Origin of the sequence: Streptomyces sp. NPDC091387, assembly GCF_044756945.1 — a bacterium.
Lineage (GTDB): Bacteria > Actinomycetota > Actinomycetes > Streptomycetales > Streptomycetaceae > Streptomyces.
In genome coordinates this window covers 125978-150477 of the sequence record NZ_JBIVTZ010000008.1, presented here as the reverse complement: position 1 = coordinate 150477, position 24500 = coordinate 125978, and the positions used below count along the sequence as shown (strand labels likewise).

Genomic DNA, 24500 nt, shown 5'->3' with positions numbered 1-24500 from the left:
CCCGTGGCGATGGTGCGACGGGCAGTTGTGGAACTTGCCCGCCATCCGTCCCGCTCTGGTATGACCTCTCGCACGAGCGACCGATTAAGACCGACCGGTGACCGGCGGCCGACGCCGCACGCGACAAGCCCCCTCGATGGGTATCGAGGGGGCTTGTCCTGGCGTACGGGGGAGCACTGTCCCGCTCCCCCGTACGGCCTGTCCGCCGGGCCAGGCCGTACGGGGGGCGACGGTGAGCCCGGGTGTCCGTGCGGGCCTTACGCCTTGCGGAGCCGGGCGACGATGCCGTCGAGGTCGCGGCGGACCATGTAGTCGCGGATCATGTGTCCGCCCGGCTCCTCGTACCACTCGTGCGGGATGCCGGCGTCGCCGAGTCGGGCCCGGAACTCCCGCTGGCCGGCCAGCACCTGGGTCTCGTTGGCCGTGTCGAACCAGTTGACCGGGTCGGGGCTGGTGCCGGCCACCAGGAAGATCCGCTTGTTCCGGTAGCTCTCGATCCGCTCGACCGGGTTGTCGGCGCTGACCCTGGCCTCGTCCCACAGCGGTACGCCGTAGATCGTGCCGCCGCCCAGGTCCAGGGCGGCCGCGGAGGCGTTGGCCCAGTGGGCGACCAGTCCGGCGTCCCGGCGCAGACTGGCCGGGCCCGAGTGGGCGCTCACCGAGGCGAAGTGGCCGTAGTACTTGGCCGCGTACTTCAGGGCGCCGAAGCCGCCCATCGAGAACCCGGCGACGGCACGGCCCTCGTACTCGGCGTAGGTACGGAAGTTCGCGTCGACCCAGGGCAGGAGCTGGCCGATGTGGAAGGTCTCCCAGTTGCGGGGACCGGTGTGGGAGCTGACCGGGTTGGAGTACCAGCCCGCGTGTCCGCCGTCGGGCATCACGACGATGACCGGCTTTCCGGCCGTCCAGTCCCGGATGCCCGCGCGGTCGAAGGTGACGAAGTCCTGGTCGGTGCCGCCCCCGTGGAAGAGGTAGAGGACCGGGTAGGTGCGTCCAGCGGTGTGGTAGTCGTCGGGGAGCAGGACGTTGACGCCCGGGTTCCAGCCGATCGCGTCGGTGGCGAACCGGTAGTACCGCATGCGCGGATCGGCCTCGTTGCGCTCCACGATGCGCAGCCCGAAGCCGTCGCCCGCCGCGCTGGCCGGGGACGCGGCCGCGAGGATGCCGCCGGTGCCCAGAGCCATCGCGGCGGTGATCCCGCCGGCGGCCTTGATGACGTTTCTGCGGGTGGGACGGTAGCTGCTCAACACGGCCTCCTGGTGGGAAAGGAACACGTCACGCCGAGTAGCCCTTCGGCGGGATCAGCGTGGCGAGCTGATCGAAGGAGATCCAGTAGATCTGGTTGCCGCTGAACGAGGCGGGGTCGGCGATGAGGACGGTGCGGTCCACCTCGTCGTAGCCGAAGACGGTGAAGTAGTGGTAGATCGTCTGGTCCGACGGGTAGCCGGGCGGCTGGTTGCCGGGCGGGGCGACGATGTTGGCCACCAGCGGGTAGTTGCGGTCGATGTCGAAGACGATGTCGTTCCACAGCAGGTCCCGCTGGCCCTGGGTGGGCGGGTCGTTCGGCATCTCCTTGGTCTCGTACCAGCCTCCGCCGAGGTTGGCGTTGAGTACGCCGGTGACCTGGCCGATGTGGTCGGTGCCGGCCTGGGTCGTGCCGAGCTGCCCGGCCAGAGCGCCCTGGCTGGGCGGGGCGATCCGGGCCGAGAGCGCGATGCGGGTGGCGGCCGGACCGCACCAGTACCCGGTCTCCTGAACCTGGTAGTCGATCGCCAGCCAGTGCCCGCTGAGGGTGCGGCCGGAGTCGACCTCCAGCCGGGTGCCGGGCTGGTTGTGCCCACTGACGACGGCCGTACCGGCCTTCGTACCGTGGGCGAGGACGGACACGGCCGGAGTGTGCGGTGCGGGCGACGCCTGGGCCGTGCCGGGGTGGAGGAGAATTCCGACGGCGGCGACGGCGATCGCGGAGGACACAAGTCTCCTGCGCATAAAGGCTCCTGAGGGTGGGGGGACGGGCCTTGCGGGCAGAAACGCGTTCGGCGGAAGCGCCCGGCCGGTGAGCGCCACGGCTCTGCGCGGCACGGCCGGGTGCGACGGCTGGAGTCAGCGTGGTTCCTGGCCCGTGAAGGGCGCAAGGAATGAAAGTTCAGGCTTACCGGCGGAGTCGAGCGGACCCGCGTACTCCGGCTATCGCCGTGTCCGCTCCTCGGCCGCCAGCAGGGCCCGCCCTTCGGCCGTCGCGACGTGGAAGGACCGTCCGGCCTTGCGCACGGTGGCGACCAGGCCCGCCGCACGGAGCACGTTCAGGTGCTGGCTGACGGCGGGGTGGGTCACGTCCAGGAGCCGGGCGGCCTCGACCGTGGTGCATCCGGTACGGGTCGCGCGCAGGACGCCCGCCCGGGTGTGGCCGAGCAGCGGGCCCAGCGGTCCGGTTCCCTCCGCGGGCCGGGCGGGGGCGGGTCCGGCCCAGTCCGTGGTGTGGTGGATGGGGTAGACGAGAACGGGCGGCAGATCCCCGTCGGCCAGGGTGATCGGGGTGGGCCAGCAGAAGAACGAAGGTTGCAGCACAAGTCCCCTTCCTCTCAGCCTGAGTTGCTGGTCGACGGGGTACGTCACCTCCAGTACGGGCGGGCGCCAGCGGAACTGCGGCCCGAGCCCGGCCAGCAGCCCCTCGGTGCCGCCGTCGAGGAGACTGCGCAGACGCAGGGCACGGTCGGCGTCTATGTGGGCGTGGACGCGCTGCCAGTACGGTGCGAGCGCCTCCAGCTGATAGGTGCGCAGGGCCTCGCCGAGTAGCCGGAGGGTGTCGGTGTCTCCACCGGCCAATGAGCCTACCCAGCCGGGCAGTTGGAGCGTGGCGGCCAGTTGCGTCAGATCGGTCCGCAGCCGTGGGCGCGGGGTGCTCATCAGGGTGTCGACGGCCGCCTGCAGGGTGGCCCGGTCGCCGGTGGTGGGGGTGAGGAAGTCCGGCGAGTACCCACGCGGGGGCAGCAGGGCGGACAGCAGCCGGGGGCTCGCGGAAAACCGGGGCCGTACCCAGCGGCGCCATGCGCCGAACACCCTTTCACCGTCGCGCCGTTGCAGGGTCTGCACGCTGTTGCTGATCTCCCAGAGGAAGTCCGGCCCCGGGGCCACCCGGACCCGCGCCAGGTCCTCTGAGGTGAAGTACACCCGCAGCATGGCCGCCCCCTGTGGTCGCTCCCTCGAAGCTGAAGGTGCACCGATGCCGGCCACGACCGTACCCGGCGGATCCGCGAGCCGCTGGAAGGGGGTGCACCGGGAAGCCGCCGCACCGCACCCGCTTCCCGCGGGCAGCGTACCGCCGTTCGGCCCGTGCCCGGCCGTGCGGGCGCCGGTATCCCCCGGGGGCCGAAGATCTCCTCCCGCACGACACGGGCGTCGGCGCCGACGTTCTCGATGAGGGTGGGCGGCATGTACAGACCGTGGCCGAGCTCGCCGGACGTCTCCAGGCTCCCGCCCTCCTCACGCGCCACGTCCAGGTAGGACGACACCCGCTCGAAGTGCTCGGGCGAGGCCGGCGGCCCCATCCGGGTGTCCGGGTGGAAGGGGTCACCGAGGGTGTACGCCTTCATCTCCTGGAGCAGGAGTTCCCGGAACCGTTCACGGACGGACCCCTGGACGAAGATCCGGCTGCCGGCGACGCAGCCCTCGCCGCTGCCCTGGGCGAATCCGGCGACGGCGCCCTTGGCCGCGGCCTCCAGGTCGGCGTCGTCGAAGACGATCGTGGGCGACTTGCCGCCCAGCTCCAGCGTCACCCGCTTGAGGTCCTTGCTGGAGACCTCCAGGATGCGCTTTCCCACGGCGAGCGATCCGGTGAAGGAGATCTTGTCGACATCCCGGTGACCGGTCAGGGCCTCGCCCGTCGTGACGCCGTCGCCGGTGACGATGTTGACCACACCGTGCGGCAGGTCGGTGGTCAGCAGCAGTTCACCGATCCGCCGCGCGGACAGCGGCGACCAGGCCACCGGCTTGGCGACCACGGTGTTGCCCGTCGCCAGCGCGGGGCCCAGCTTCCACGCCAGTTGCAGGACGGGCCCGTTCCAGGCGGTGATCGCCCCCACCACTCCCAGCGGCGGGCGCAGCGTGTAGCTGAAGACGCCCGGGGCGGAGGGCGCGGTCTGTCCGTAGATCTTCGTCGGCCAGCTCGCGTAGTGGCGGAAGACCTCCACCGAGTGCTCCACCAGCCAGCGGGTCATCCAGAGCGGGCCGCCCATGTCGAGTGAGTCCAGTACGGCCAGCTCCTCGGCGTGCTCTTCGATCACGTCGGCGATCTGCAGCAGCACCTTGCTCCGCTCATAGGGCGTGATGTCCGCCCACGACGGTGCCTCGAAGGCCCGCCGGGCGGCCGCCACCGCCAGATCCACGTCCTGGGCTCCGCCGGAGGCGCGCCGCCGATGTGCACTGCATGGTGATCTCCATGGCCATGACCTGGTCGCCCGGCAGCCTCACCTGCACCGCGACGACGGCCGACCCGGACGCCGACCACGACCGCCGCCGCACCAGCCTCGCGGTGGCCGTGCGCCGCGCCTTCCGCCCCTGAGGCACCGCGAAGGCGTACCGAGGGGCATCCCGCCCGTCAGGCCTGGGCGGCCCGATCACGGTCACGGCCGGGAGCGGAGGCGGGTGCCACGGCTCCGCCGGGAAGCTGTACGTGGACCGGGGGCCAGTTGCCCCATCCCGCCGCGGGCTCCGCCGCCACGGCACGCCACCACGGTTCGACCGCCGGAGGATCGGCGGGCTCGAACGGACTGCCCGGATGCGGAGCCACCATGGTCGCCCCCACGAACTGGGCGGCGCGCATCGACCACTCGGCGGGCTCGGCCCACGGGTGCAGTGCGAGGTTGAACGTCCCCCAGTGGATCGGCAGCATGACGCCGGCCGCCGGGTCGTCGCCCTGAAGGTCCAGATGGGCCTGGACCCCTTCGTCGGGGCTCATGTGGATGTCCGGCCACGCACCGGGCTCCGGCTTGCCGTTCGAGTGGTCCTTGGGCCAGTACTGGCTGTACGCACCGATCTGGATCATGGTGGCGTCGAACGGCCCGTGCTCGGCGCCGATCTCCTTGAAGCCGGGGAAATATCCGGTGTCGCCGCTGTGGTAGATCCGGTGCTCGGGTCCTGAGACGACCCACGAGGCCCAGAGGGTGTGCTGCTGGTTGCGAAGGCCGCGGCCGCAGAAGTGCCTGGCCGGGGTGGCGGTGAGGCTGATCCCGGCGACCTCCGTGGTCTCGTTCCAGTCGAGCTCCCGGATCCGCTCCAGGGGCACGCCCCAGCGCTCCAGGTGCGCCCCGACCCCGAGCGGCACCGCGAAGGCCGTGTCCGTACGGGCCAGCGCCCTGATCGTCGGAAGGTCGAGGTGGTCGTAGTGGTCGTGGGAGATCACCACGACATCGACCGGGCCGAGCACACCGAGCGGCAGCGGAGCGGGATGCAGGCGCTTGGGCCCGGCGAACGCGAAGGGCGAACAGCGCTCGCCCCAGACCGGGTCGAACAGCACCCGGCGGCCGTCGATCTCGGCGAGCACACTGGAATGCCCCATCCAGGTGAGCCGTAGCCCGGAGACGGGGGGCGTGGCGAGATCGGCCAGGGTGGTGGCGTGGACCGGCACATCTCCGGTCGGCGATCTGAGCGCCCGCTCCTCCTTGCGGAAGTAGGTCTTCGCGAACTCCAGAGCGGACCCCGACGGCTTGGTCCGTGCCCCCACCGGGTTCTGGAACACCCCGTCGACGAAGTTGGGGGAACGGCGAATGCGCTCCATACGGGTGCCGCCCGGGTCGGCCCCGAAGTCGGCGGGCCGCAGCGCGCGCAGCCTGGTGCGGAGCGGAAGCTTGGAGTCAGCGCCGGTCACAAGATCTCCTGAGGGAGTCGGTGTCATCTCATTATGGTCGGGGGGTACGACAGTGCGAGAGCAGAACACCCAACGGGATGGCGGCCCGCACCGTCCGCCTCAGCCACGCGGCTGCCCGTACACGTGCTCGACGTGGAGACGCAGCACGACCCGGCGGTCCCTGACCATGGCCCTGCGGTAGTCGTCCCAGTCCGGGTGCTCCCCCTGGACGTCGCGGTAGAGCGTGACCAGCTCCGCCACGGTGGCGTCCTCGGGGTCGGCGGCCACCGGAGTGAGGTCCGCGGTGCCGTCCGCGACGGTCCAGGCCCAGCGGTCCTCGCTGGTGACGTGGTAGCTCGCCCGCGGGTCCCGGCGCAGGTTCCGGGTCTTCGCGCGGTCCTCGGTGACCGAGACCCGGACGATGCGCTCGTCGGGGTAGTAGAAGTGGTTGACATTGGACAGCTGGGGCCTGCCGTCCCGCTTGAGCGTGACCAGTACGCCGCTGTTCCCTTCGGAGAACAGCCGAAGGAGCGCATCCTGCTGTGCATCGAATCCCGTCATGCCGGATCCAACGTCCGGACCGTGCGGAGGATTCCGCATCCGGCACCGGGTATCCGCTGCAGCGCTTCCGCACGGACGCGTCCGGCCACCGGGCGGTGATTCGGCGCAGGCCGCATTGACAGCGGCGCCCCATCTCCCGATACTGACTCGCGATTCAGTAAGCGGTCGCGGCCGCACGGGGCGCCGGGCCGCGGAGCCCCGGTTCCGCGGCATCATCCCCGGGCCCGCCCCGCTCGCAGTGACCGAGGAGAACTCCCGATGACGACGCCTCCGGTGTCCCCGCCCGCCCCGCTGATCTCCCTGACCTGGACGGACCACGTCACCGGCCGCCAGGGGCACCTGGTCGTCGACCGGCTGGTGCGCGGGGTGTCCAGCGGCGGATTGCGGATGCGGGCGGGCTGCACGCTCGACGAGGTGACCGGGCTGGCCCGCGGCATGACGATGAAGGAAGCCCTCCACTTCGACGCGGACCGCGCCGGGGCCCGCTACGTGCCGCTCGGCGGCGCCAAGGGCGGCATCGACTGCGATCCCCGCGATCCGGCCGCCTACGGCGTCCTGGTGCGCTACCTGCGGGCCGTGCGTCCGTACGTCGAGAACATCTGGACGACCGGCGAGGACCTGGGACTCAGCCAGGACCTGGTCGACCGGGCGGCGGCGGAGGCCGGGCTCGTCTCCTCCATCGAGGCCGTCTATCCCCTGCTCGACGACGAGACCGCGGCCCGGCAGCGGCTGGCCGACGCCTTCGCCGTCGAGGTGGACGGCATCGGTCTGGACGAGCTGGTCGGCGGCTGCGGGGTCGCCGAGTCGGCCCTCGCCGCACTGGACCGGGACGGAGTCGCGTACGACGGGGCGCGGGTCGCCGTGCAGGGTCTGGGCACCATGGGCGGCGCGACGGCCCGGTTCCTGTCGCGGGCCGGGCTGCGGGTGGTCGCCGTCGCCGATGTCAAGGGCACGATCGCCAACCCGGCCGGTCTCGACGTCGAGGCCCTGCTGTCCGCCCGGGACGCCCACGGGACGGTGGACCGCGGCGCGCTGCGCGCGACGGACCGCGAGCTGCCCGCCGGGTCCTGGCTGGACCAGGACGTGGAGGTGCTCGTTCCCGCGGCCGTCTCCTACGCCATCGATGCGGCGAACCAGGCCCGCATCAAGGCCCGTTGGGTGGTCGAGGCGGCCAATATGCCGGTGCTGCCCGAGGCCGAGGCGCTGCTCGCGGAACGCGGGATCACGGTGCTGCCCGACGTCGTCGTCAACTCCGGTACCAACGCCTGGTGGTGGTGGACGCTGTTCGGCGACATCGGAGCCGGCGCCGAAGAGGCCTTCGCGCACACCCGGAGTGCGATGCGCTCACTCGTCGAACTCGTGCTGACCCGGGCCGCGGCGGACGGCTGCACCCCACGGGCGGCGGCCCACGCCGTGGTCGCCGACCGGCTGCCGGTGATGACGGAACGCTTCGGCTGGTACCGCTGACCGGACCCCGACGCCCCGGTCTGCCCAGGGCGGGCATTGGTTAGGGTGACGCCGTGGCAAGAGTGCGGTTGAGTGTGACGGAGCGACGCGAGGAGCTGCTGCGCGCTGCCGTCGAGCAGATCGAGGTGCGAGGTGTCGCGGCGGTACGGATCGCCGATGTCGCCTCCGTCCTCGGTGTGAGCAACGCACTCGTGCTCTACCACTTCTCGACCAAGGAGAAGCTGGTCGCCGCCGCCTTCGCGCACGCGGCCGAGGCCGATCTCACCCACCTGCGCAAGCTGTTGACCCGCCGGACCACGGCGGTGCGCAGGCTGCGCGCAGCCGTCCGCTGGTACGCGCCGACGGGCCAGGCCAAGGGCTGGCGGCTGTGGATCGAGGGCTGGGCCGCCTCGCTCCGCGACCCGGCGCTGCGCAATGTGGCGGGCGATCTCGACCAGCAGTGGAAGGCGGAGCTGGCCGAGGTCATCGAGGAGGGCGCGGCCGCGGGCGAGTTCCACTGCGACGACCCGATGTCCGTGGCCTGGCGGCTGACCGCTCTGCTGGACGGCCTGGCGGTGCAGATGACCTCGTACGCGGGTCCGCTCTCCCGGGCCACGATGCTGGAGTGGACCGAACAGGCACTCGCCCGCGAACTCGGCATCGACCACGCGACGCTGACGGCCTGATCACCGGGCCGCGCACCGCCCTCCGGGGCGCCCGTCAGGTCTGGCGCAGGGGCCGGTAGGACTCACCCTGCAGTCCGAACGTCCAGGCGACGCCCTCCTTCGCGGTCCGGGTCGCGGGCGGCACCCGCAGCCAGTACGTGCGATGCGTCCCGTCCGGCTCCGGGGTGGAGTTGACCACCTCGACCATGACCACGTCCTCGTCGCCGTCGAGCGCGATCCGCCAGAGGATGCCCGTCTCGTCCCGGTGGACCGGTTCGGCGCCGGACTCGCTGAGGTAGCGGTCGTATCCGTAGAACTCCAGCATCACGCGCCGCAGTTCGGCGTTCTCCTCGGCCCGGATCCGTTCGGGGGTGAGCTGCGTCAGCTCGGCCAGGAAGTCGGCGGGCACCGGCATGCCGCGCCAGGCGTACAGCCCGAACCCGTCCCGGTAGGAGAGCGCGGGCCCGTCGCCGCGGTCGAGCCTGCCCGCCTCGTCGCGGTGCAGCACCTCGGGGCGCTCGCTGATCACCACGGCACGCTCGTAGGGCCACCACCAGCCCGCGTTCCTGGCCACGGCCGACAGCCCTTCGAGGCGGTCGCCCCGGCCGTCGAACGCGGCGAGCCACGCCGCGTCGTGCTGCCCCAGGACCGCGTCGAGGAGGAGCAGCCGCACATCCGGCTCGTCCTCGGGCCGCTCGGCGAGTCCGGCGACGACCCCCGCCCGTATCCGGTCGGCGAGTGCCGCCGTGCTCTCCCACAGCTGGGCGCCGGTGGCGGACCAGAGCGCGGACCAGCCGGCCGGGCCCAACTCGTCGTACATCCGGCGCCGTTCCTCCGCCCAGGGCCGGGTCCTCACCTCCTCCCGGACCGAGCGGCCGGCGTCGGCCAGCTGCTTCACGAGCCCGACGGCCTCCTTGGGCGAATCGGCCCAGACGAACTCCTCCGGCTCGGCCAGCCCCGCGCTGCGGTAGGCGAGCCGCACCCCGTCCTCGGCCGCCGCCCGGTCCGCCGCGCCGGTCTCCGCCGCCACGGCCCGCCATGAGTCCACGTACTGCATCGTCTCCCCGTCCCCTGTTCCCTGTTGACCGCGTTCCACGGATCGCTCTCTTCGCCGCCCGGCACCGGAAGCCCGGCCGGCCGGGCCGGTCAGTCCGCGACGATGCGGACCGCCCCCGGCGCGTACTCCCGCTGGCGCACCACGCGGAACCAGCCCTGGGGGAGCGGGATCACCGCGTGTTCCTCGTGCACCACACGTCCGCCGTCGGGCAGGTGGAGCAGCATCGGGCCGAACACCCCGCCCTCCCGGATCAGCCGTCCCGGCCCCGGCACCGCGTGCGCGTGTCCGGTGACCTCACCGAGCGCGAGCACCAGCCGGCCCCGCCCGTCGCGCAGTTCGCCCGGCGCGTCCAGGAGGTTCGGGGGCACCTCGGACTCCTCCAGCGCCATGATCAGCACATCGCCCTGCCGGTACACAGACGTCTCCCATCCCGGTCGGCACCCGCTGTGCCGGCCACGTGGAAAACGCTACGACGGGGGTCTGACAACGAGCCGCGGAGCGCCGGACGCCGGGCCCGGTCGCCCCGTTGTCAGTGGGTCTTGATACACCTTGCGGACATCAATCCGTCGCCGTCATCAGGAGCTCAGGGCCATGTCCGATGTGGACCACCTGCACGAGTTGCTCGGCCTTCCGGCCGTCGATTTCCAGTCCGGGACGGACGACGGCCCCCGGCCGGCCGCCGGCGCGGCTGCCTGGCGCATCCAGGTCGACCCGTACGAGGACGAGGAGCGCACCTGGGATCAGGAGTTCGCCTCGTTCCTGGAGACCGTCGATCCGGCCGGCGTGCGGGCGCTGGTCATCGGGCAGTGGGGCGAGTCGTACGAGGAGGACTCGTCCTTCCCGATCGGGCTCGTGACAGCCGCCGCCGACCGGCTGACGTCGCTGGAGGCGGTGTTCGTCGGCGATCTGACGATGGAGGAGTCGGAGATCTCCTGGATCCAGCAGAGCGATGTCACCGCTCTGCTCTCCGCCTACCCCGCGCTGGTGGAGCTCGGGGTGCGTGGTGGAACGGATCTCGTCTTCCCGCCCACCCGGCACGAGCGCCTGCGTTCGCTCACGATCGAGACGGGCGGGCTGCCGGTCGCGGTGGTGCGCGGGGTGCTGGACAGCGAGTTGCCCTCGCTGGAGCGGCTCGATCTCTGGCTGGGTGTCTCCGCCTACGGCGGCGACACCGACGTGGCCGATCTCGCACCGCTGCTGTCCGGCACCCGGTTCCCGGCCCTGCGCCATCTCGGTCTGCGCAACAGCGAGGTGGAGAACGAGATCGCGGCGGCCGTCGCGTCGGCCCCGCTCGTGGCCCGGCTGTGCACGCTCGACCTGTCGTGCGGCACCCTCGGGGACGAGGGCGCGGCCGCGCTGCTGGAGGGTCAGCCGCTGACCCATCTCGACGTGCTCGATCTGCACCACCACTTCCTCTCCGAGCCGGTCGAGCGCCGGATCGCCGAGGCCCTGGAGCCGTACGGCGTGCGGGTCGATCTCTCGGATCGCTGCAAGCCGTGGGGCGACCGCGGGGCCGAGGGGCGCTACACCACGGTGTCGGAGTGATGCGGCGATGAACGGCATCGAACACCCAGAGGTCTTCCACGGCCTTCCCGTGCTGACCCTGCCGTTCCTGGACGGCGCCGAGGTCCGGGCGCTGCCCGCGGCGGAGTCGGTGGCCTGGCGGCTGGACTGCGGCCAGGAGCAGGTGACGTTCCCGGAGCTCTGGCAGCACTTCCTCGACACGGTCGACACGGCCGGGGTCCGGGCCCTGCTGATCGGCCCCTGGTGGCAGGACGAGTACTGCGGTCTCGCCCCCGTCGTCGAACAGTTCGCCTCGGCGGCGGGCCGTTTCACGGATCTGCGCGCGCTGTTTCTCGCCGATGTGGTCGGCGAGGAGTGCGAGGTGTCGTGGCTCGACATGTGCGACATCACGCCGGTGCTCGATGCGTTCCCGCTTCTGGAGGAGCTGGTCGTGCGCGGCGGCGGGGACAGCGTCCCCTCGGAGGAGAAGCTGCGGCTGCGTCCGGTGCGGCACGAGGCGCTGAGGTCGCTGAGGTTCGAGTCCGGCGGCCTGCCCGGTCATGTCGTACGGGCGGTCGGGGCCTGCGAACTGCCCGCCCTGGAGCGGCTGGAGTTCTGGCTCGGTTCTGCCTGGTACGGCGGTGACGCCACGGTCGAGGACCTGCGGCCGGTGCTGGCGGGCGGCGGCTTTCCCCGGCTCCGCCATCTCGGCCTGCAGAACAGCGAGATCCAGGACGAGATAGCCGCGGCAGTGGCCTCCGCCCCGGTCGTCGCCCAGCTGGAGTCGCTCGCGCTGTCCATGGGCACCCTCGGCGACACCGGAGCCGAGGCGCTCCTCGGTGGTCAGCCGCTCACCCATCTGACGTCGCTGGATCTGCATCACCACTACCTCGGCGATCCGCTGATGGAGCGCTTCCGGGAGCTGTTCGGCCGGTCGGGCACCCACCTCGATCTCGACGAGGCGGACTCCTGGGATCCAGAGGACGACGAGCCCCGCTATGTCGCGGTCAGCGAATAGCGCGCCGCCGCGCTTCGCGGTCGTCGGCATTCCCGGCAACCGCCGGACCGGCCTCTTCCGGGACGCCGTGCGCGCCGCCGGACTGCCACCGGCCCGCACCGTGTCCTGGCTCGACGTGCTCACGGGCGCGGCGGTCTTCCTGCCCGGGGAGACCGTACGCGTCGACTCGCCCGGTGAGGACGCCGAGGTCGAGCGGCTGCTGCGCGGCGTCGACGACCCGACCAGGGTGGAGGGTTCGTCCCTCTGGTACGCACGGTTCACCTCCGCCGTACGGGAGGTGGCGCGGGTGGCGGCAGAGGCGGGTGCGGTGCTGCTGGACGATCCCGACGACATCGCGGTGCTGTTCGACAAGCGCGTCTGTCACGGCGTGCTGGACTCGGCAGGGGTGCCGGTGCCTCCCTCGCCGACGTCGGGCCGCACCGCGGCGCCCGTGCGCGGGTGGGCGGATGTGCGCGGGCTGATGGCGGACCGCCGGATGCCGAGGGTGTTCGTGAAGCCCGCGCACGGGTCCTCCGCCTCCGGGGTACTGGCGGTCGAGACGGCCGGGCCCGGCCGGATCCGGGCGTCCACTTCCGTCGAGCGGACCCCGGAGGGACAGCTCCACAACTCGCTGCGGGTGCGTCACCTCACCACGGAGCGGGAGGTGGCGGCGATCGTGGACGCCCTCGCGCCGGACGGTCTGCACATCGAGCGCTGGCTGCCGAAGGCGTCGCAGCGCGGCCGGGCCGCGGATCTGCGGGTCGTGGTGGTGGACGGCCGAGCCACCCATGCCGTCGTCCGCACCAGCCGCTCCCCCATGACCAATCTGCACCTCGGCGGTGCGCGCGGCGATCTGGACGAGGCGCGGGCCGCCGTCGAGGCGGCGGGCGGCAGCTGGAGCGAGGCCCTGGCCGTGTGCGAGCGGGCGGGCGCCGCCTTCCCGGACACGTTGTGCGTGGGCGTCGACCTGCTGCCGTCAACCGGCTGGCGGCGCTTCGCCGTCGGTGAGGTCAACGCCTTCGGTGATCTGCTGCCGCGGCTGACCGGTCTGCCGGGCAGCGGCGCCGAGGGCCTGGACACCTATGCGGCGCAGGTCGCCGCCGTACTGAACAGAGCAAGGAACCACCGTGCCGACGCAGCAACCTGAACCCCCCTCCGGCGTCGTGGACGCCCTGAACCCCGATATGAGCGAGGTCGTCGGCAGCCACGATCTGCTGCTCGTCACCCTGGACACCCTGCGGTACGACGTCGCGGCGGAGCTCGCGGCCGCCGGCCGCATCCCGAACCTGGCCCGTCACCTGCCGGGTGGCGTGTGGGAGCGGCGGCACGCCCCGGGGAGTTTCACGTACGCGTCGCACCAGGCGATCTTCGCGGGGTTCCTGCCCACGCCGGACGCCCCGGGGCCGCATCCGCGGCTGTTCGCCGCCCGGTTCGCGGGCAGCGAGACCACCGACGGGCGCACCTTCGTCTTCGACACCCCCGACCTGGTGTCGGGCCTGGCCGCGGCCGGCTACCGCACGGTGTGCATCGGCGGCGTCGGGTTCTTCAACCGGCGGGCACCGCTCGGCTCGGTACTGCCCGGGATGTTCCAGGAGGCGCACTGGGAGCCCGAGTTCGGCGTCGCCTCCGACACGTCCTTCGAGGCGCAGGTGACCCGTGCCGAACGTGTCGTCGAGCGGCTTCCCGCCGGACAACGGCTGTTCCTCTTCGTCAACGTCTCCGCGCTGCACCAGCCGAACTGGTTCCACCTGCCGGGGGCGACCCGCGACGCGGGCGACAGCCGCGCCACCCACGCCGCCGCGCTGGAGTACGTCGACGCCCATGTCGGCCGCCTCTTCGCCGCCGCGAGCAGCCGCCGCCGCGCGTTCGCCGTCGTCTGCTCCGACCACGGCACGGCGTACGGCGACGACGGCTACACCGGTCACCGGCTCGGGCACGAGTCCGTCTGGACCGTTCCGTACGCCCATTTCTTCCTGGAAACGGGGGCCACCGCCCGATGAACAGTCCGCACTCCCCCCGCCGCACCCCCCGTCCGTACCAGAGCTACGTCTACGCCTATCCGCACAAGACGGCGTACGGCCGCCTGTCCGAGCACCCGGACGGGCGGCCCGCGCTGAGTGAGCTGTGGGCCGGGGAACGCAAGGACGCCCTCTCGCTCTATCTGCACATACCGTTCTGCGAGGTCCGCTGCGGCTTCTGCAACCTCTTCACCCGCATCGGCGCCCCCGACGAGCTCACCACCCGCTACCTCGACGCACTGGACCGCCAGGCGACGGCTGTACGGGACGCGCTGGGCGACACGGAACCGGTGCGGTTCGCCGCGGCGGCCTTCGGCGGCGGAACCCCGACCTTCCTCACGGCCGGCGAGCTGGAGCGCCTGTGCGACATCGCGGAGAAGAGGATGGGCGCCGATCTCCGGTCGGTGCCCCTGTCGGTCGAGACATCACCGTCGACCGCGACGGCCGACCGGCTGGCCGTCCTCGCCGACCGGGGGGCGACCAGGATCAGCATCGGTGTGCAGAGCTTCGTCGAGGCCGAGGCACGTGCGGCGGTCCGACCGCAGCGCCGTGCCGATGTGGAGTCGGCCCTCGGGCTGATCCGGGACGCCCGGATCCCGGTCCTCAACATCGACCTGATCTACGGCATCGACGGACAGACAGAGGCGAGCTGGCGCACCTCGCTGGACGCGGCCCTGCAGTGGCGGCCGGAGGAGCTGTACCTCTACCCGCTGTACGTACGTCCGCTGACCGGCCTCGGCAGGATCGCCGCCTCGGCCGCGGACGCGGAGTCCGCCTGGGACGAGCAGCGGCTGCGGCTGTACCGCGCGGGCCGCGATCACCTCCTCGCCCACGGCTACGAGCAGGTGTCGATGCGGATGTTCCGCCGCACCGACGCCCCGCGGGCCGATGGCCCCGACGACTACGCCTGCCAGACGGACGGAATGATCGGCCTGGGCTGCGGCGCCCGCTCGTACACCTCTCGGCTGCACTACTCCTTCGACTACGCCGTGGCGATGGGGAAGGTGCGGGAGATCATCGACGAGTACACGACGACCGAGGACTTCTCGCACGCCGAGGTGGGCCGCTACGCCGACGGCGGCGAGGCGCGCCGCCGTCACCTCCTCCAGTCGGTCCTCCAGGCCGAGGGGCTGCGGCTGCCGGAGTACCGGGAGCGGTTCGGCACCTCCCCCGACGAGGACTTCCGCGAGGAGCTGGCCCTGTTCGAGGAGCGGGGCTGGCTCGATCCGGACGGGGCGGCCGCCGGGCTGCTGCGCCTGTCGCCGGAGGGGCTGGCGCACTCCGACGCCCTGGGCCCCGACCTCTTCTCCCCCGCCGTGCGGGCCGCGATGGCCTCGTACGAGCTGAAATGAGCCCCTCGTGGACCTGACGATCCTCTACCGCGGTCCGCTCGCGTCCTGCGATTACGACTGCCCGTACTGTCCGTTCGCCAAGCGGCGCGACAGCCGGGAGCAGTTGCGTGCCGACCGGGCCGCGCTGGAGCGGTTCACGGCGTGGGCGGCGGCACGGACCGACGACCGGATCTCGGTGCTGTTCACCCCGTGGGGCGAGGGGCTGGTCCGCTCCTGGTACCGCAGGGCCCTGGTCGAGCTGTCCCGGCTGCCGCACATCCGCCGGGTGGCGATCCAGACGAACCTGAGCGGCCGTACGCAGTGGCTGGCCGCTGCGGGCACCGCGGGCCGGGACAAGATCGCGCTCTGGTGCACGTACCACCCGGGCCAGACACCGTACGAGCGCTTCCTGGCCCGGTGCGGGGAGCTGGCGTCGCTGGGGATCCGCCACAGCGTCGGTGTGGTCGGTCTTGACGGCCATCTCGAAGAGGCCCGGCGGCTGCGGGCGGCGCTCCCCGAAGAGGTCTACCTCTGGGTCAACGCCGCGGAGGGGCACAGCTATACGGACGAGGAGGCCGGCCGGTGGACGGAGATCGACCCGCTGTTCCCGTACAGCCGTCATCCGCACCGTTCGGCCGGGCTGCCCTGCCGGACCGGTGAGTCGGTCATCTCGGTGGACGGGGACGGGACGGTGCGCCGCTGTCACTTCGTCCGGGCCGAGCTCGGCAATCTCTACGACGGCAGCTATCTGGCGGCCTTGGGCCCGCGGGCCTGCCCGCGGGCCGTGTGCGACTGCCACATCGGCTACGTCCATCTGGAGACGCTGCCGCTGTACGACGTGTTCGCCGGGGGCGTGCTGGAACGCATACCGGCCCGGACGCCGCATCCCGTCGAGCGGGTGAGTCCCTGAATCGCGTCGCACCGCTCAGAGCGGCAGCAGGTCCGGCCGCTTGGCCTCCACGTGGTCCCCCGAGGACTCGCCGCGCAGCCGGCGCCCGATCCACGGCACCAGGTACTCGCGGGCCCAGTGGATGTTGTCGCGCCGGACCTCCAGCGTTCGCCGCTGCGCCTGCGGCGGCCACTCCTGGTCGGGGTCGGCCGGCACGTCGAGGCCGAGGACCTGGGCGGCGCGCAGCGCGACCCGGGTGTGTCCCTCGGGCGACAGGTGCAGCCGGTCGCCGTCCCATGCACGCCGGTCCTGCACGGAGCGCAGCGACCAGAGGTCGAGTACCGGGCAGTCGTAGCGGTCCGCGATGGACCGCACATGGGCGGTGTAGGTGGCGATCTTGCCGCGCAGATGGCGCAGCACGGGAACGCCGCGGGTGTCGAATCCGGTGGTGACCATGACGGTGCCGACCGATTCGGTCAGCTCCGCGACCGCGCGCTCGAAGCGCTCGGCGACGTCGTCGGGGTCGGTGCCCGGCCGGATGATGTCGTTGCCGCCCGCACAGAAGCTCACCAGGTCGGGGGCGAGTGCCCTGGCGCGGGGCACCTGCTCCTCGACTATCTGGTCGAGGAGGCGTCCTCGTACGGCGAGATTGGCGTACCTGAAGTTCCTGTGCGCGGCGCCTGCGTCACGCAGTGCCGTTCCGGGATCCGGGAGCTGGTCCGCGAGGATGACCGCGAATCTGTCCGCCCAGCCGACGAAAGTCCCGTCGGGGCCGAGATCGCCGACTCCCTCGGTGAAGCTGTCGCCAATCGCCGCGTACGACTCGATGGCGCCCTGCCGATTGATGACGCTCTGTCGGATGTTTCTCGAATCGTTTGCCACAAGGGCATATCCTGCACCGTCGAATGTGACCTACGCGACCGTAATATGGGGTTGACGGGTGGTGAGATAGACCACCTGGTCAGGTTTTGGTAAAGAGGGAATAAGCAGAGGGACGGTGCGCCGCCGCGCACCGTCCCTCTCTGTATTGCTCGGGCCCGGCTCACCGGACCGGTGCTGCCTGGATCAGACGTTGATCCCGTGCGACGCCAGGTAGGCGATCGGGTCGACGTCCGAGCCGTACGCCGGACCCGTGCGGATCTCGAAGTGCAGGTGCGGGCCGGTCGCGTTGCCGGTGGAGCCCGAGAGGCCGACCTGCTGGCCCGCGGTCACGGTCTGGCCCGCGGAGACGGAGAGCGAGGACATGTGGCCGTACTGCGAGTAGTGGCCGTCGGCGTGCTTGATGACGACCTCGTTGCCGTACGCGCCGCCCCAGCCGGCGGTGACGACGGTGCCCGAGGTGATCGCCTTCACGCTGGTGCCGGTGGACACGGGGAAGTCGATGCCGGTGTGGCTGCCGCTGGACCAGCTGGCGCCGGAGGCGCGGTAGGCGGTCGTGTGGTTGCCGGGAACCGGGTGGACGTAACCGGAGCCGGTGCTCTGCTCGGCCGGGGCCGAGGTCTCGGTGGACGCCTGGACGTCGGAGGAGGAGGACGAGGAGTTGGAGGCCGTGGTGGCCTTCGACTCGGTCTTGGCCGGAGCCTCGGAGGGGACCTTCGACGGGGTGGTGGTACCCGCGGAGGTGTGCGAGCCGGTGGTGGAGGCGTGGCCCCACGCCTTGCCACCGAGCGTCAGCTTCATGCCCGGGAAGATCAGGCTCGGGTCGTCGCCGACGACCTTGCGGTTGTCCTGGTACAGCTTCTCCCAGCCGCCCTTGAGCTTGTGCTCGGCAGCGATCTTCGACAGGTAGTCGCCGGAGACCACGGAGTACGTCTTGGTGCCGGCCTGCTTCTCCGCGACCGGCTTGGCCGGGGCGGTGTGCGTGGCGGCGGACGAGTTCGCGGTGGCGGGAGCGGCCTGCTCCGCGGCGTTGGCACCGGTGGCGCCGAGCAGCGGAAGCGCGATGACGGCTCCGCCGGCGCTCGCGACGACGACGCCACGGGCAATGGTGCTGGACTTCGGACGGCGGTGCTTACCCGGTATGGGCATGAAGAATTTCCTCTCCGGCGCCTACGAGGTGAGCTGTCGGGTTCGGGCTGGAGATGCCCGGTCGCGCCTGGCGCGACTTCACCCCGAGCCGGCCGGATCACTCCGGTCGGCGGCTTACCTGGTTCCCCCGCTCCTGCCACACGGTGAGTGGGTGCGAATTCCGGACGGCGGCAGGATTAGGCGTTCCATCCGGATTGAGAGCGAACGTAAGCGAGTGGGGACGGCGGAAACAAGCCACAGGTTCCACACCGGATTCCATTCCGGAAAATCGGTGCGGAATTCCGGTCACACTCCGTGGATTACGGATCTTGGCTTTCCGCGCGGCGCACGGATTACCCATCCCGAGTGCCGCCACACACCGTCACGGATATGATCCCGCTCACGAGAGGGCGACCATCTCCCGTTCAAGCGGGGCATGTTCGACTAAAAGCCCTAATACGGACATGTTGTGCCCGTCGTCCGCGTCGGAGCCGCGGACCGGGACCCGCACAGGGGTCGGCACAGGAGTCCGCGGGAGGTCCGCGCGGGGCCGTCACCGAGACGATTACCCGAGTATCCGATGTCGTATCGTCACGTGAGTGGACCCGTCGGCGACACGCGTCGGCGGCAGAGCCTCCAGGAGTGACCGTGACGCAGCAGCTGCCGCAGACCCCGTCGACGGAACCCGAGCTGGCAGGGGTCCGTAATTTCCGTGACGTGGGCGGGCTGCCCACATCGGACGGCCGCCGGGTGCGGTACGGGCGGCTCTTCCGCAGCGGTCACCTGGCGGGCGCCACCGCCGAGGACGCAGCGTTCCTCGGCGGTCTCGGCCTCCACACCGTCTTCGACTTCCGCAATGCAGCCGACCTCAAGCTGGACGGACCGGACGTCGAGCTGCCCGGCGTGCGCAATGTGAACATCCCCCTCACCGACCCGGCGGACGGCACCGAGTTCTGGCGAATGGTCCGCGACGGCAACATGGACGAGCTGCGCGGCCTCCTCGATGGCGGCAAGGGGACAGACCGCATGGTCGCCTCCTACCGGACGATCATCCTGGAGCGCACCGCGGAACACAGCCGCGTGCTGCACGCCCTGGCCGAGGACAGCGTCCCGGCCCTGATGCACTGCGCGGCCGGCAAGGACCGGGCGGGGCTCTCGATCGCGGTGTCCCTGCTCGCGGTCGGCGTCGGGCGCGAGGCCGTCGAGGCCGACTACCTCAAGTCCAACGACGCCCACCGCCGCTACCGGGTGCGCCGCAGCGACACCTCTGCGGCCGGGACGTCACCCGAGGTGATGGAGCTTCTCAGCCCGCTCTTCGGCGCCCACAGCGAATACCTCGCCGCGGCCTTCGCCGCGATCGACGAGACCTGGGGCGGCACCGACCGCTACCTCTCCGAGGGGCTGAAAGTCACCCCCGAGACCCGGGAGCGGCTGCGCGAGCGCCTCCTCGACGACGCGTGACCGGCCGGCCGGGCCACCGGGCTCCCCGCTACTGGTTGTGCATCCCCACCGCGAACAGCAGGTAGAGGAAGCCCGCGATGACGTGCCCGGCCACCAGATAGGCGAACAGCCTGATGACGAGCCCCCGCGGCATCCTGCTCTCCTGCGAGTCGGACTCCTTGTGCTTGGCCGGGGTGAGCGGGTCGTAGTTCTCGGAATCGGACATGACAGTCCTCTCTGGCGACCGGACATGCCGGCGGCGGGGACGGCGTCTCAGCGACGGTGGATGCCGCTGCCGAGGCACAGCTCGGCGGCGGGGCTCTGCAGCAGGGTGTGGACGAAGAGCAGCTCGGCGCCCTCGCGCTCCGGCGCCGCGATCCGGTGCGGGGTGAGCGAGTCGAAGTGCGCGCTGTCGCCGGGGCCGAGCTCGTGCACGGTGTCCCCGAGGGTCACCCTGAGGTGCCCGGCCAGGACGTACAGCCACTCCTCGCCCGGGTGGACGCGCACCAGGTCGCCCTGCGCGCCGTACGGGACCCGGACGCGCAGCGCCTGCATCGCCCGGCCAGGGCCACCGGCCTGCTGGTACATCCAGCCGTCGGCCTCGGCCCCCTCGAACTTCCGGCCCCGGACGATCGCGTCACGTTCCGGGGGGATCTCGCCCAGCAGTTCGGAGACCGTCGTACCGTAGATCCTGGCAAGTCCGAGCAGCATCGGCAGCGAGGGCTGCCGTCGGCCCGTTTCGAGCCGGGACAGGTGGGCGGGCGAGAGCCCGGCGCGCTGGGCGGCGGTCTCCAGGGTGAGCCCGCGGCCGCGGCGCAGATCGCGCAGGCGTGGCGCGACACCGGGCAGCTCGTCGGCCACCCCTCCTTCTGGAGGATTCATGTCTCCATTGGGCCAGGAACTTTCCTCGGAGGCAAATTTCTTGCCTCCGAGGCAAACCCCCCGCTGATCAGCGGTTGGCGACCGCCTGCTTCACCAGGGTCCGGCCGAAGTCCCACATCAGCCCGCCGTCGTGCGCGTCGTCCATCACCGCCGTGAACGCGGTCACAAACCGGTCCACATCCGCCTCGTCGATGACGAGCGGCGGAATCAGCTTGATCACTTCGAGGTGGTCGCCGGAGACCTGGGTGAGGATCCGGTGCTTCTGGAGCAGCGGTACGACCACCATCTGCGCGAAGAGTCCCTTGCGGGCCGCCTGGAGCATGGTCCAGCGGCTGCGCAGCTTCAGCGAGGACGGCCGGCCGAACTCGATGCCGATCATCAGCCCGCGCCCCCGCACCTCGTGCAGCAGCTCGTAGGTGCCGACCAGGGCGGCCAGCCGTTCGCGCAGCAGATCACCGGTGCGGCGTGCGTTCGCCACGGTCTCCTCGTCCTCCATCACGGCGAGGACCGCGAGCCCGGCCGCCATCGCCTGGGCGTTGGAGCCGAAGCTGGCCGAGTGGACCAGCACCCGGTCCATCGACGAGTAGACGCGTTTGAAGATCCAGTCCTTGCCGAGGGTCGCCCCGACCGGCACATAGCCGCCGGAGAGCGCCTTGGCGACGCAGACCAGATCCGGTTCGACCCCTTCCTCGTGCTGGTAGGCGTAGAAGTCACCGGTCCTGCCCAGCCCGGTCTGCACCTCGTCGGCGATGAGCAGGGCCTTGTGCTTGCGCAGCAGCTCCTGGGCGGCGCGCAGGAAGCCGGGCGGCGAGGCGTGCACGCCCTTGCCCTGGATCGGCTCGACGACCAGACCGGCCACATCGCCCCGCTTCAGCTCGCGCCGCAGTGCGTCGAGGTCACCGAGCTCGATGGCGGTGTCGGGCAGGAGGGGGGCGAAGCCGTCCCGGAACCCGGCCTCGCCGTTGACCGAGAGCGAACCGGTGGTCAGTCCGTGGAAGGCGTGCGTGCAGTACAGAATCCTCGGCTTCCCGGTCGCGTACCGGGCGAACTTGAGCGCCGTCTCCACGGCCTCCGTACCGCTGTTGCCGAAGAAGACCCGGTCCAGGTGCGGGCTGTGCGCGAGCAGCTTCTCTGCCAGCAGCCCCGGCAGCGGCTGGCAGTCGAAGCGGGTGAGGTCGGCGAGCGAGGCGTCCAGGACGTCGTGCAGCGCCTTGCGTACGACGGGGTGGTGCCGGCCGAGCCCCATCACCCCGAAGCCGGCCAGCATGTCCAGGTAGTCGTTGCCCTCCGCGTCCCAGAAGTGCGCGCCCTCGGCCCGTTCGTAGACCTTGTCGAAGCCGATGGTGTGAAGCATCCGCGGGAGCTGGTGGTTGAGGTACTTCGTGTGCAGCTCGTAGCGCTCGGCGCCGCGCTCCGCGAGGAGCTGCGCCAGGTCGAAGCCCTTGGGCCCGTCGTCGTTCATGCCCCGCTCTCCTTGTGCCCGTTGCCCAGGGCGTTGCGCCCGTCGTACCCGTCGTCGGCGGGGAGTCCGTTTCCGTCGGCCGCGACCGGCTCCCCGGCGTTCAGCGTGGCGCTGATCCGGCCGGCGATCTCGACCGGTGTCAGTCCGATGTCGGCCAGCACCTCGGCGCGTTTCCCGTGGGCGAGGAACTCCTCGGGAATGCCGAAGGTGCGCAGCGGTACGTCGGTCCCGGCGTCCCGCAGGGCCTGCCCGACCGCCGAGCCGACGCCTCCCGCCCGGCTGTTGTCCTCGACGACGGCGACCAGCCGGTGCCGCGCGGCGAGCGGGGCCAGCTGCTCGTCGACCGGTTTGACCCAGCGGGGGTCGACCACGGTGCAGCGGATGCCGGCGCCCGCGAGCAGATCGGCGGCCCGCAGGCAGACGGGGGCCATGACGCCGACCGCGACCAGCAGGACGTCGGCGTCCTCGTCGCGGTGCAGTACGTCCATGCCGCCGATCCGGCCGAGGGCGGGCACCGGCTCCCCCACCGACTCCTTGGGGAACCTGATCACGGTCGGGGCGTCGTCGACGTCGACGGCCTCGCGCAGCTGGGCCCGCAGCTGGCCGGCGTCGCGCGGTGCGGCGATCCGCAGCCCCGGCACGACCTGGAGCAGGGACATGTCCCACATGCCGTTGTGGGATGCCCCGTCCGGCCCGGTGACCCCGGCCCGGTCCAGGACGAAGGTCACTCCGCAGCGGTGCAGCGCGACGTCCATCAGCAACTGGTCGAAGGCCCGGTTGAGGAAGGTGGCGTAGACGGCGACGACGGGGTGCAGCCCACCGGTCGCCAGTCCCGCCGCGGAGACGGCCGCGTGCTGCTCGGCGATCCCGACGTCCCAGACCCGGTCGGGGAACGCCTCGGCGAACTTCGTCAGCCCCACCGGGTGGAGCATCGCGGCCGTGAGGGCGACGACGTCGGGCCGTTCGGCCCCGATCGCGGCGATCTCGTCCCCGAACACCGAGGTCCAGGACGGACCGGCCGCCGGGGCGAGCGGGGCGCAGGTCAGCGGGTCCATCGCACCGACGGTGTGGAACCGGTCGGCCTCGTCCTGGAGGGCGGGCTGATAGCCGCGGCCCTTCTCGGTGATGCAGTGCACGAGCACCGGGCCGTGGAAGCGCTTCGCCCGCCGCAGCGCGGACTCGACGGCGGCGGTGTCGTGCCCGTCGACGGGCCCGACGTACTTCAGGCCGAGGTCCTCGAACATGCCCTGCGGGGCGAAGGCGTCCTTGAACCCCTTCTTGGCGCCGTGCAGCGATTCATAGAGCGGCTGCCCGATGACGGGCGTCTGCTGGAGGACGCCCTTGCCCCAGGAGAGGAAGCGTTCGTAGCCGTCGGTGGTGCGGAGCGTGGCGAGGTGGTTGGCGAGGCCGCCGATCGTCGGCGCGTAGGAGCGCTCGTTGTCGTTGACGACGATGACCAGTGGCCGGTTCCTGGCGGCGGCGATGTTGTTCAGCGCCTCCCAGGCCATGCCGCCGGTGAGTGCTCCGTCACCGATGACCGCGACGACGTGGTCGGGGCGGCCCAGCACCTCGTTGGCCTTGGCGAGGCCGTCGGCCCAGCCGAGCACCGTGGAGGCGTGCGAGTTCTCGATGACGTCGTGCTCGGACTCGGCACGCGAGGGGTAGCCGGAGAGGCCGCCCTTGCCGCGCAGCTTGGAGAAGTCCTGCCGCCCGGTGAGGAGTTTGTGCACGTAGCTCTGGTGTCCGGTGTCCCACAGAATGCGGTCCACGGGCGAGTCGAAGACCCGGTGCAGGGCGATGGAGAGCTCCACCACGCCGAGGTTCGGCCCCAGGTGACCACCGGTCCTGGCCACGGCCTGCACCAGGAACTTCCTTATGTCCTCGGCGAGTTCGCCGAGTTGTGGTGCGTTGAGCGTCTTGAGATCGTGCGGTCCCCGGATGCTCTGCAGAAGCGTCATGCCGGGCCCCCTCTCTAATCCTGTCTCAGCTCACGGTGACGGCGGGGACCCCCGATGGTGTCCCGGCGTCGTCCATGCCCTCAGCGGTCCTCAGGGCTTCCTCGATGAGGGACTCGACGATCCTCGACTCGGGCACGGTCTTGATGATCTCGCCCTTCGTGATGTTCCCCGGATGCACCCGCACCGCCGCACGGCCCGCGTCGGCGGGCACGCCACCCGCACGGTCCGGCACCCCGACGCCGTCAGCTCCGCGATCTGCCGCGGAGTCGAGTCGCATCGATGTCCGACGTACGCGTCGTCGTCACCGACCGCACCGAAACCGGCGCGCCCCGCCGACCGCCGCCGACCCGGCCTGGATGCGCCGCGAGTGGCGGCGCATCGCGAGCGGCCGGGCCGGCAGCTCGGGGAGACCCAGTACGACTGGTTCTCCGGCGGTCAT

The 24500-nt window shown here is 71.5% G+C and carries 23 protein-coding genes, 2 pseudogenes and 1 riboswitch; of the genes and pseudogenes, 10 read left to right on the top strand and 15 right to left on the bottom strand.

What is annotated here, in order from left to right:
* Positions 1-257 precede the first annotated feature (257 nt).
* The 4 genes and pseudogenes from ACIQM0_RS18110 to ACIQM0_RS18095 all read right to left on the bottom strand — a co-directional run.
* A complete protein-coding gene (locus tag ACIQM0_RS18110; RefSeq protein WP_401287528.1) occupies positions 258-1247 on the bottom strand; it encodes an alpha/beta hydrolase in 990 nt (329 codons plus the stop codon).
* A gap of 28 nt (positions 1248-1275) precedes the next feature.
* The gene (locus tag ACIQM0_RS18105) at positions 1276-1989 is read right to left on the bottom strand and encodes a C39 family peptidase (RefSeq protein ID WP_363028816.1); all 714 of its coding nucleotides are present in this window, start codon (positions 1987-1989) and stop codon (positions 1276-1278) included.
* A 198-nt stretch (positions 1990-2187) separates the two neighbouring features.
* Entirely contained in the window at positions 2188-3180 is a 993-nt protein-coding gene (locus tag ACIQM0_RS18100) for an ArsR/SmtB family transcription factor (protein ID WP_401287524.1), read from the bottom strand.
* A gap of 197 nt (positions 3181-3377) precedes the next feature.
* Positions 3378-4394, bottom strand: a pseudogene (locus ACIQM0_RS18095) (aldehyde dehydrogenase family protein); the annotation flags it as partial.
* Between the two features lie 32 nt (positions 4395-4426).
* Here ACIQM0_RS18095 and ACIQM0_RS18090 point away from each other — a divergent pair.
* Positions 4427-4561, top strand: a complete 135-nt coding sequence (locus tag ACIQM0_RS18090; RefSeq protein ID WP_401287521.1) for a hypothetical protein — start codon at positions 4427-4429, stop codon at positions 4559-4561.
* Positions 4562-4597: 36 nt separating this feature from the next.
* Here the strand turns inward: ACIQM0_RS18090 and ACIQM0_RS18085 are convergent, their stop codons facing one another.
* Both ACIQM0_RS18085 and ACIQM0_RS18080 read right to left on the bottom strand, forming a co-directional pair.
* On the bottom strand, positions 4598-5866 hold the full coding sequence (locus tag ACIQM0_RS18085) for an MBL fold metallo-hydrolase (protein ID WP_401287519.1): 1269 nt from the start codon (positions 5864-5866) through the stop codon (positions 4598-4600).
* A 99-nt stretch (positions 5867-5965) separates the two neighbouring features.
* Positions 5966-6406: a PPOX class F420-dependent oxidoreductase gene (locus ACIQM0_RS18080; RefSeq protein WP_363028826.1), complete on the bottom strand. Its 441-nt coding sequence runs from the start codon at positions 6404-6406 to the stop codon at positions 5966-5968.
* A gap of 258 nt (positions 6407-6664) precedes the next feature.
* On the opposite strand from ACIQM0_RS18080, the gene ACIQM0_RS18075 reads away from it, so the two are divergent.
* Both ACIQM0_RS18075 and ACIQM0_RS18070 read left to right on the top strand, forming a co-directional pair.
* Positions 6665-7873, top strand: coding sequence for a Glu/Leu/Phe/Val dehydrogenase dimerization domain-containing protein (locus ACIQM0_RS18075; protein ID WP_401287516.1), 1209 nt, complete (start codon positions 6665-6667; stop codon positions 7871-7873).
* 74 nt (positions 7874-7947) lie between these two features.
* Positions 7948-8538 (top strand): TetR/AcrR family transcriptional regulator, encoded by a 591-nt coding sequence (locus tag ACIQM0_RS18070; protein ID WP_401287514.1) that lies wholly within the window; start codon positions 7948-7950, stop codon positions 8536-8538.
* 34 nt (positions 8539-8572) lie between these two features.
* Here the strand turns inward: ACIQM0_RS18070 and ACIQM0_RS18065 are convergent, their stop codons facing one another.
* Entirely contained in the window at positions 8573-9574 is a 1002-nt protein-coding gene (locus ACIQM0_RS18065) for a DUF6745 domain-containing protein (protein ID WP_401287511.1), read from the bottom strand.
* An 89-nt stretch (positions 9575-9663) separates the two neighbouring features.
* Positions 9664-9990, bottom strand: coding sequence for a hypothetical protein (locus ACIQM0_RS18060; protein ID WP_362952698.1), 327 nt, complete (start codon positions 9988-9990; stop codon positions 9664-9666).
* 175 nt (positions 9991-10165) lie between these two features.
* On the opposite strand from ACIQM0_RS18060, the gene ACIQM0_RS18055 reads away from it, so the two are divergent.
* The 6 genes from ACIQM0_RS18055 to ACIQM0_RS18030 are packed head-to-tail and all read left to right on the top strand — an operon-like array spanning position 10166 to position 16333.
* Positions 10166-11119 carry an STM4015 family protein gene (locus ACIQM0_RS18055; RefSeq protein ID WP_401287509.1) on the top strand — a complete coding sequence of 318 codons (954 nt, stop codon included), beginning with the start codon at positions 10166-10168 and terminating at the stop codon, positions 11117-11119.
* 7 nt (positions 11120-11126) lie between these two features.
* Entirely contained in the window at positions 11127-12095 is a 969-nt protein-coding gene (locus ACIQM0_RS18050) for an STM4015 family protein (RefSeq protein WP_401287506.1), read from the top strand.
* Positions 12076-13221: an STM4014 family protein gene (locus ACIQM0_RS18045; protein WP_401287504.1), complete on the top strand. Its 1146-nt coding sequence runs from the start codon at positions 12076-12078 to the stop codon at positions 13219-13221. The genes ACIQM0_RS18050 and ACIQM0_RS18045 overlap by 20 nt, the downstream gene beginning before the upstream one ends.
* A 37-nt stretch (positions 13222-13258) precedes the next feature.
* A complete protein-coding gene (locus ACIQM0_RS18040; RefSeq protein ID WP_401288012.1) occupies positions 13259-14074 on the top strand; it encodes an STM4013/SEN3800 family hydrolase in 816 nt (271 codons plus the stop codon).
* A complete protein-coding gene (locus tag ACIQM0_RS18035) occupies positions 14071-15444 on the top strand; it encodes an STM4012 family radical SAM protein (RefSeq protein WP_401287501.1) in 1374 nt (457 codons plus the stop codon). Before ACIQM0_RS18040 ends, ACIQM0_RS18035 begins: the two co-directional genes overlap by 4 nt.
* Before the next feature lie 7 nt (positions 15445-15451).
* Positions 15452-16333 (top strand): STM4011 family radical SAM protein, encoded by an 882-nt coding sequence (locus ACIQM0_RS18030; protein WP_401287498.1) that lies wholly within the window; start codon positions 15452-15454, stop codon positions 16331-16333.
* 15 nt (positions 16334-16348) lie between these two features.
* On the opposite strand, the gene ACIQM0_RS18025 is transcribed toward ACIQM0_RS18030, so the two are convergent.
* A complete protein-coding gene (locus ACIQM0_RS18025) occupies positions 16349-17194 on the bottom strand; it encodes an SGNH/GDSL hydrolase family protein (RefSeq protein ID WP_401287495.1) in 846 nt (281 codons plus the stop codon).
* Positions 17195-17377: 183 nt separating this feature from the next.
* Positions 17378-18340: a peptidoglycan DD-metalloendopeptidase family protein gene (locus ACIQM0_RS18020; RefSeq protein ID WP_401287492.1), complete on the bottom strand. Its 963-nt coding sequence runs from the start codon at positions 18338-18340 to the stop codon at positions 17378-17380.
* Between the two features lie 3 nt (positions 18341-18343).
* A riboswitch (cyclic di-AMP (ydaO/yuaA leader) is annotated at positions 18344-18533 on the bottom strand.
* Positions 18534-18967: 434 nt separating this feature from the next.
* Here ACIQM0_RS18020 and ACIQM0_RS18015 point away from each other — a divergent pair.
* Positions 18968-19780, top strand: a complete 813-nt coding sequence (locus tag ACIQM0_RS18015) for a tyrosine-protein phosphatase (protein WP_401287489.1) — start codon at positions 18968-18970, stop codon at positions 19778-19780.
* Positions 19781-19808: 28 nt separating this feature from the next.
* On the opposite strand, the gene ACIQM0_RS18010 is transcribed toward ACIQM0_RS18015, so the two are convergent.
* The 5 genes and pseudogenes from ACIQM0_RS18010 to ACIQM0_RS17990 form a co-directional block, all read right to left on the bottom strand.
* Entirely contained in the window at positions 19809-19985 is a 177-nt protein-coding gene (locus ACIQM0_RS18010; protein WP_363028846.1) for a DUF6126 family protein, read from the bottom strand.
* Between the two features lie 47 nt (positions 19986-20032).
* Positions 20033-20641, bottom strand: coding sequence for an XRE family transcriptional regulator (locus ACIQM0_RS18005; protein WP_363028848.1), 609 nt, complete (start codon positions 20639-20641; stop codon positions 20033-20035).
* A gap of 67 nt (positions 20642-20708) precedes the next feature.
* Entirely contained in the window at positions 20709-22103 is a 1395-nt protein-coding gene (locus ACIQM0_RS18000) for an aspartate aminotransferase family protein (RefSeq protein ID WP_401287485.1), read from the bottom strand.
* Entirely contained in the window at positions 22100-24061 is a 1962-nt protein-coding gene (gene dxs, locus ACIQM0_RS17995; RefSeq protein ID WP_401287482.1) for a 1-deoxy-D-xylulose-5-phosphate synthase, read from the bottom strand. Before dxs ends, ACIQM0_RS18000 begins: the two co-directional genes overlap by 4 nt.
* Positions 24062-24265: 204 nt before the next feature.
* Positions 24266-24500, bottom strand: a pseudogene (locus ACIQM0_RS17990) (flavodoxin-dependent (E)-4-hydroxy-3-methylbut-2-enyl-diphosphate synthase); the annotation flags it as partial.